The organism is Micromonospora sp. ABR4_055 (genome assembly GCF_056160425.1).
The window spans coordinates 1-7,164 of sequence record NZ_JBSWXD010000236.1 but is presented as its reverse complement, the minus strand read 5'-3'; the positions used below and the strand labels follow the sequence as shown (position 1 = coordinate 7,164).

Here is a 7,164-nt window from a genome sequence, read left to right as displayed (position 1 = left end):
GGGGGAGTGGAGGGGGGAGGGAGGGAGGGGGGGTAGGGAAGTATCCTCTTCTCTTCTTCCTCTCCCCTCCTCCCCCCCCCCCCCCCCCCCCCCCCCCCCCCCCCCGCCAGGTCATCACCGCTGCCCTCCGCCGACGCGGATCAGCAGGACGGGACCATGCTCTTGACGTCGTGGGTCGTGTTGATCCAGGTGTCTGCGGCGAATCCGGTGACACCGGTGGCCGGATCGGTGATCCGGTCCCACGTCGATGACGGCCAGTATCCGCCGCCGACGTACTCACCGAAGGTGTAGCAGGAGATGGTCACCGTACTGCCGTAGTAGGTGTATCCGACGACGGCGGACGTGGTGCTGGGACCGGCCCGGACGTTGAGCCACGGGCTGGCCAGGATCGTCCCGGTCACGCCGCCCGGCGTCCCGCCGCCACCGAGCCGGTTCACCGCCGCCTGCGCGGCGGACAGGTGGTTGGCGTACACGCCGCTGTTGTAGGTCGACCACGGCTGCCAGTTGCTGCCGCCGCTGGAGATGTTGTACGCGGCGTTCGCGTTGCACTGGGCGTCGTAGGCGCAGGTGTCGGTCACGGTGGGGTGGTAACAGTTGTTGATCTGCCAGAGTCCGCGGTCCAGTGATCCATTGGGACATCCGGCGGTGGGGCCGTTGCTGCCGACCGCCGACGGGTTGCACGAGGACTCCGCCATGGCCACCGCGACCGCAGTGACCAGTGGGCTGCCCCGGAACCCGGCGGCGTACCCCACCTGGGCGCACAGGTCGATACCGACGGCGTTGACGTTGACGGTGTCCGGTGCCGGCGTGGCGGCCGGCTCGCCGACGCTGGCCGGGACGGCTCCGTCGACGGCACCGCTGGCCGGTGCGGCGCTGGCCGTGCCGGGCACCGCGAGAGCGAGCACGCCGACGACGGAAAGCAGGGCGAGGCCCAGCGTAAGTCGGGGACGGCGCCGACGGCGGCTGTCGGAGGCGGGCGGGAGACGATCGGGATCCATCACGTTCCTTCCTGGAAACGACGAGCAGTGACTGAGTTACGACGGGTGAAGCGGAGGTCGGGTGACGCGGTGGTCAACGTCCCGGCCACTCCGGGTCCGCGTACGACCAGCCGAGGTACGGCGCGCCGGGCCAACTGAGCGAGACACGCCGGATAGTGGGGGCGGTGGTGATGTAACTGCCGTTGCCCTCGGAGAGCATCACGTGACCGGCGTAGCCGTTGATCTGCGCTCCGGCGAAGAAGACCAGGGCGCCGGGCGGCGGCGTGCCGGTGGTGTGGATGAGGCCGCGCTGGTACAACGCGTTGTAGTGGACCAGTGCGGTGGCGTAGCCACTGGCGGCGCGTCCGTACGCGTGCCCGACGAAGTTGTCGCACCAGCCGTCCCACGGATGGTTGCTGTCGCCGAGGTCGCCGTTGGTGTGCGTGTGTCCGAGGACCGACCGGGCCCAGGCGAGGGCGCGCTGCTCCCGGGTGCCGGTCGGCGGCGGGGTGCCGGAGCCGCACTCCGGCTCGCCCGGCAGGTACTGGTTGAAGCCGGGCGTGGTGGTGTAGTAGTCGCTGATCCAGCCGTTCACCGGCGCGCTGATCTGGTGCCAGACGTTGTTGCCGTAGATGTTGCGGCCGCGTACCGCGCACTCGGCGGTGAAGTACGTGCCGTCGGCGAGGACGGTGACCGCCGGTGCCGAGGCATCGTGCGGGTTGGTCCGCACGATCAGCCCGGCGCCACCGGTGCCGGTAATCCGGTAGCCGGTGATCCCGGCGATCGCCGGTGCGGTGGCTCCGACCAGCACCATCACCAGCGCGGCGAGGGACGCCAGGACGCCCCGTACGAGCCGGTGGAAAGTTCTGGACACCGGTCGGTGGGCGGGTTCGGATTCCTTGAGGTGGTGCACGTGGTCCTCCTGTCGTAGAGCGGACTGCCCGTCCACCCGATACCGCGTCCATGCCGGACGACGTTGCGGGCGGCTCTCGTCGCCCGAATGCGCCGGCCGGTCAGGATGCGGACGCGTACGTGGTCCAGTACGGACTGTGAGACGCTGTTCGCTGGCGTCTATCCAACGGGCAGCTGCGTCGAGGCTGATACTGGCGCGGACCTGCTCGTAAAGCACTGGCTTGACCGCTGTTGACACCAGGTTTACGCGTTCAGGAGAGGCCATGACGGATGAAAATGGACACGCCGGCGCTCGTGGTTCCGCCGCCGGCCCGATCGGTGCCTTCGTCGCCGATCTCGAACAGCTTCGACGCGACGCCGGGCAGCCCTCGTTGCGCAAGATGGCGGAGCGGGCCCACTACTCGCACACCGCGCTGTCCAGCGTGCTGTCCGGAACCCGGCTGCCCTCTCTGGAGCTGACCTTGGCGTTCGTCCGTGCCTGTGACGGCGACGAGGACACCTGGCGGCAGCGGTGGGGCCAGGTCGACGCATTCGTCAACGGTGCCGCGCAACCGGCCGACCGGACCGCCGTACGGGAGCCGCACGTCTCCCGCCGGGCGCTGGCGGCGACCGGGGGGATCGCGGCTGTCGTCGCCGCGGTTATCCTGGTGCCGACGTCGGTACTCGACCGGCTCGGCGGCGCGGCGCAGGAACCCGTGGCTACCTCGGCCGCCGTGTCACCGGCGGCGGACGGCGCGGATCCGCAGCAGGAACAGTGCCACCTCGACGCGGTGAGCACCCACACCGTGCAGGTTCCCGACCGGGATCCGGCCCAGCCGCCCTACGGCAGCCTCACCCTGCGCTACTCCCAGCGATGCCAGGCGGCCTGGCCACTCTTCGTCTCCACCGAGCGGGTGCCGACCGGGGTCACCATCCGGCTGTCCATCAGCCGCCCGTCCGACGGGGCCGTCAGTCGGTTCGACTATCCCTACCTGGTGCCGAGCCAGGTGTACAGCGTGTACGGCAACGTCCTGCGGACCACCGAGGGGTGCGTCGAGGTGGCCGTCGAGATCAGCAGCGCGGACGACCGATCCGCGTTGGCCACCGCGGCGACCCCGTGTGCCCGTCCCGACCCGGTCGGCACACCAACCGCGCTGCAGATTCGCGACCTGCGTGTTCCGGTGGCGGCTCCGCCGGTCGCCGCTCAGCCGGACGGAGGCTGACCCGGGTCCCCCGGCTGCCCTGCCTGGGTCTGCGCCAGGTACACGGTGTTGGCCGAGTCGGTGCCGAGCAGCGGGTTGCGAAACGTCACCACTTCAGTGCGGACCTGTGGGAACACCCGTCCGAGCGCTGCGGTGAACCCGGCTTCCGGTGGGTCGTCGGACCACAGCGCGAACACGCTGCCGGGCCGCAGATGGCCGGCCAGGTGCCGTAGACCCTCCGGCCGGTAGAAGGCGGCGTGCGACGGGTGCAGGAGATGCCCGGGGGAGTGGTCGATGTCGACGAGGACGGCGTCGAACCGTCGCCCAGGTGCAGCCGGGTCGGGGCCCTGCGCCGCGGTCAGGGCGAAGAAGTCGCCGGACACCAGCCGGCACCGGGGATCCCCGACGAGCGCTTCTCCGCCCGGCACCAGACCCCGCTGGTGCCACCCGATGACGTCGGCCAGCGCCTCGACGACGATCAACGACCGGACCCGTGGGTCCCGCAGCACGGCGTGGGCGGTGTAGCCAAGGCCGAGCCCACCGACGACGACGTCGAGTTCTTCGCCGACCAGGTCCGCCAGGGCGAGCCGGGCAAGCTCGACCTCGGCGACGGTGAACAGGCTCGACATCAGGTACTCGTCGCCCAGTTTGACCTCGTACACGTCGCGGTCCACGACGGGGTCCCGCCGCCGCCGCAGGCTGATCTCTCCCATCGGGGTCTGCCGCCAGTCAAGTTCCTCGAAACGCGCGGCCATCGGCACTCCTTCTGATGGGCGCAGGTCGGCCCGCCGACTCTACCGTCTCGTGCCGGTGTGCCGGGTGGACACACATTCCGCCGACCGCCCTGACGGCCGGTCCTTCGACGGACGTCGCGGCCTCTGCAGGATCTTTTGTCTGTCTAGAGTAAAAGTTTGATCCGATTGCTCAGAAGATCTTGCCACTTCAGCGAATGTAACCCATGATGTGCCGCAGCCGTGCTTCGAGATCATCTCGTCCACCGGGCAGGCAACCCCTCGGCGATGGTTGCGATCGCGGCATTCATCAGCACCCTCGAAGGGGGAGGAATGTCTCCATGCCCGCCAAGAACACGTGGCCCGGCAATATTCGTTGTCACCGCCCTGCTCGCCTCACTGACCGCCGTCAGTTCGTCACCAGCCGCTGCCCAGGTCGCTGACCTGCCGCCGCAGGAGCCGGGTGTCACCCTGCGTACGTATGACATCGGCGTACCGCTGACCGAGATCTGCACCCTCAAACCCGGGCAGACCCCGAACGTCGACAAGTTGATGCCGATCGTCGACTGGTCCACGGCGGACGACTTCGGGCAGGAGGACAACTTCGTCACGCACGCCCTCGCGAACCTGCACGTCGCCGCCGCAGGCACGTACACGTTCCGGCTGGTCAGCGACGACGGCTCCCGTCTCTACATCGACGACGCGGTGGTCATCGACCACGACGGGCTGCACGGGGCGACCTTGATGGACGGCGCGGTGACCCTGACCGAGGGTTACCACGCGTTGCGGGTCGAGTACTTCGAGGCCGGCGGTGGGCAGGAGCTCACCCTGTCCTGGCAACCGCCGGGCGCCGAGGAGTTCGCCGTCGTGCCCAACTCCGTACTGAGTACCGACGCCGGCGTGGTCCGGGTGACCGCGCCCGGCCGCAAGGCATGCCAGGGGGTCACCGACACCCCCGGCGACGGGCTTCCGCTGGACGCGGTGCACCCCGACTACACCCTGACCGACCTACGGCCGGACGGGTTCGAGCCGCAGGTCTCGGGTATGGACTGGACCGAGGACGGTCGACTGGTCATCGCCACCTGGGGCGGCAGTGAGGAAGTTCTCGGCGAGGTCTACATCGTCGAGAACGTCACCGGGCCGACCAGTGCCGAACAGGTCACGTACAAGAAGGTCGCCAGCGGCCTGCGGGAGCCGATGGGCCTGGCGGTGGTCGACGGCACCATCTACGTCGCACAGAAGCACGAGCTGACCGAGCTGCACGACATCGACGGCGACGAGGTCGCCGACGAGTACCGGACGGTGGCCAGCTGGCCGTACGGGGGCAACTTCCACGAGTTCGCCTTCGGCCTGCTCTACCGGGGCGGCCACTTCTACCTCAACCTCTCGGTGGCGATCGACTACGGCGGCGCCACCACCGACCCGCAGCCGATCGGCAACCGGGGCACCAGCATCAAGGTGAACCGGCGCACCGGCGAGGTCAGCTACATCGCCGGTGGTCTGCGGACCCCGAACGGCATCGGTTGGGGCCGGGACCAGGAGCTCTTCGTCACCGACAACCAGGGTGGCTGGCTGCCCGCCTCCAAGCTGGTGCACATCGAGCAGGACCGGTTCTTCAACCACTACACCAACCCGGACGGTCCGTTCGACGCCAACCCGGTCAGCCAACCGGCGCTCTGGCTGCCGCAGAACGAGATCGCCAACTCGCCGAGCACCCCGGTGCGGATCAAGAAGGGCCCGTACCGGGACCAGTTCCTGATCGGTGACGTCACCTACGGTGGCCTGCAGCGCGCGTACCTGGAGGAGGTGCACGGCGAGTACCAGGGCGCGGTGTTCCGGCACACCCAGGGGCTGGAGGCCGGCGTCAACGAGGTCTCGATCGGCCCGGACGGGTCGATCTACGTGGGTGGGCTCGGTGCCGACGGCAACTGGGGTCAGGCCGGCAAGCTGCGGTACGGACTGCAGAAGCTGACGCCGAACGGTAACCGGACGTTCGACATGAAGTCGATGAGCGCCACCCCGAACGGCTTCAAGATCGAATACACCCGGCCGCTGTCAACTGACACCATCCAGGACATCGCCGAGCGCTTCCAGATCAAGCAGTGGCGCTACGCGCCGACCCCCACGTACGGCGGACCGAAGGTCGACGAGGAGACGCTGACCGTCCGCGAGGTCATCGTCTCCAACGACCGGCGTACCGTCCGGTTGATGGTCGACGGCCTGCAGCAGGGCCGGGTGGTGCACCTGCGCTCGCCGCGCTCGTTCACCGCCTCCAACGGCGAGGAGCTGTGGAGCACCGAGGCCTGGTACACCCTCAACGCCATTCCCGGTGCCCAGCCGGACCGGATCTTCTATGAGGCCGAGGAGGGCTACCAGCAGGGCAGTGCCCGGTACGACACCGAGCACGCCGGCCACTCGGGCGTCGGCTTTGTGGCCGGGTTCGGCGAGTTGAACGCCGCCAACACCGTGCACGTCGAGGTGAAGCGCAACGGCGAGTACGAGGTGGGGCTGCGCTACAGCAACGGTCCGAACCCGTTCCAAGGGGACAAGACGGTCAGCATCTATGTCAACGGCGAGAAGGTCCGGCAGACCGTCCTGCCCAGCACCGTCACCTGGCAGGAATGGGCCACCAAGACCGAACTGCTCACCCTGCGTCGGGGCACCAACGCGATCCAGTACCGGGTGGATGCCACCGACACCGGTCACGTCAACCTGGACCTGGTCACCGTCCGTAAGCCGGGTGAACGGATCGTGCTGTTCGACGGCGGCAACCTGTCGGAGTGGCAGCACACCGACGGGCGCTCGGCGAGCTGGCCGGTGGTCGGTGACGGGGCGATGGAGGCCTGCTGCGGCGATCTGCGCACCCGGCAGGCGTTCGGCGACTTCCGGCTGCACGTCGAGTTCAAAGTGCCGCAGCTGCCGCCGGAGGTCACCGGGCAGAACCGCGGCAACAGCGGCGTCTACCTGCAGGAGCGGTACGAGATCCAGATCCTCGACTCGTACGGGGACCCGACCCTCGACAACAACGAGGCGGGTGCGATCTACCTGCAGAAGGCACCGGATGTCAACGTCGCGAGGCCGCCGGAGACCTGGCAGACCTACGACATCACCTACCTTGCGGCCCGCTACGACAGCGCCGGTGAGAAGACCTCCGACGCCAGGGTCACCCTGGTCTGGAACGGCGTGACGGTGCACGACGACGTCGCCATCACCGGCCCGACCGGCGGGAACATCCCCGAGGGGCCGGCGACCGGATCGATCCGGCTGCAGGACCACCAGAACACCGTGCAGTACCGCAACATCTGGGTCGAGCCGCTGAGCTGAGCCAGGTACGAAGGCCGCGCCGGACCGGGAATCCCGGTC

At 68.9% G+C, this 7,164-nt stretch carries 5 protein-coding genes; 2 read left to right on the top strand and 3 right to left on the bottom strand.

Annotated features, from left to right (window positions below; all coding sequences use genetic code 11):
* Positions 1-140: 140 nt before the first annotated feature.
* Together ACXAHD_RS30605 and ACXAHD_RS30600 are read right to left on the bottom strand one after the other, a co-directional pair.
* A complete protein-coding gene (locus ACXAHD_RS30605; RefSeq protein ID WP_289213015.1) occupies positions 141-905 on the bottom strand; it encodes a transglycosylase SLT domain-containing protein in 765 nt (254 codons plus the stop codon).
* A 166-nt stretch (positions 906-1,071) separates the two neighbouring features.
* Positions 1,072-1,890: a hypothetical protein gene (locus ACXAHD_RS30600; RefSeq protein WP_281555206.1), complete on the bottom strand. Its 819-nt coding sequence runs from the start codon at positions 1,888-1,890 to the stop codon at positions 1,072-1,074.
* A 262-nt stretch (positions 1,891-2,152) separates the two neighbouring features.
* Here ACXAHD_RS30600 and ACXAHD_RS30595 point away from each other — a divergent pair, with 262 nt between their 5' ends.
* Complete coding sequence (locus tag ACXAHD_RS30595) at positions 2,153-3,091, top strand: DUF2690 domain-containing protein (RefSeq protein ID WP_475054922.1); 939 nt, start codon at positions 2,153-2,155, stop codon at positions 3,089-3,091.
* On the opposite strand, the gene ACXAHD_RS30590 is transcribed toward ACXAHD_RS30595, so the two are convergent.
* Positions 3,073-3,825 (bottom strand): polyamine aminopropyltransferase, encoded by a 753-nt coding sequence (locus ACXAHD_RS30590; protein ID WP_281555204.1) that lies wholly within the window; start codon positions 3,823-3,825, stop codon positions 3,073-3,075. The genes ACXAHD_RS30595 and ACXAHD_RS30590 overlap by 19 nt on opposite strands.
* A 264-nt stretch (positions 3,826-4,089) precedes the next feature.
* On the opposite strand from ACXAHD_RS30590, the gene ACXAHD_RS30585 reads away from it, so the two are divergent.
* On the top strand, positions 4,090-7,125 hold the full coding sequence (locus tag ACXAHD_RS30585; RefSeq protein WP_475054920.1) for a 3-keto-alpha-glucoside-1,2-lyase-like domain-containing protein: 3,036 nt from the start codon (positions 4,090-4,092) through the stop codon (positions 7,123-7,125).
* Positions 7,126-7,164: the final 39 nt, after the last annotated feature.